Genomic DNA, 603 nt, shown 5'->3' with positions numbered 1-603 from the left:
TCGGAATTGGACCCTCGGCCCTGACCGAAACCATGATTATGCTCAATAAGCATTTCGCCAATGCTGCCTAATCCCCCAACTGGGTGACGCCGCGCGGCCGTGCCCCATGTTTGCAACAGAGCCCGTCGCCATGCTCACCTCGCTTTGGTGCACACGAGTATTGAGCATAGTCGAGATTGGTGCAGATCACTTCTGATATTGAACTGTCAGGAGCTGGCTGCACAACAGCCATTACGCCCAATCAACTGGTGCAGTCGTCTTCTGAAAATGACATTTGGTATCTCTCATAAACGGATGTTTTTGAGAGAACTATCTTCGGCCTTCACACGCACGAAAGGCGGCGAAGCTCCGCCGTTAATCCGTCCGCCGGAGATCTCGCCCAGGCAGGCTGAAGGCCGAGCAAGCCTGACAGGCCCGAAAAGCCCGGCACGGGCGTCGGCGGCGATGACGGCGGCGGCATTATCCAGGGTTGATGATGGAAGTGGAGGATATCGACAACCTCTCGCGCAACCAAGACATCGCGGTCGGACTGCAAGTGATCTTGAAGCCACGGGCCCGTCCCACCCCGACATGGACCTCGATGCCCGAACGGACGTTAGATTT

Annotated in this window: 1 pseudogene; it reads right to left on the bottom strand. The window is 56.7% G+C overall.

Annotation, left to right across the window (positions count from 1 at the left end):
* Window positions 1-284: 284 nt before the first annotated feature.
* Window positions 285-603 (bottom strand): annotated as a pseudogene (locus tag K5E40_RS34405) (hypothetical protein); the annotation flags it as partial.

Source organism: Pseudomonas baetica (genome assembly GCF_019733355.1).
GTDB lineage: Bacteria > Pseudomonadota > Gammaproteobacteria > Pseudomonadales > Pseudomonadaceae > Aquipseudomonas > Aquipseudomonas baetica_A.
This window is presented reverse-complemented; position numbering and strand designations above follow the sequence as displayed.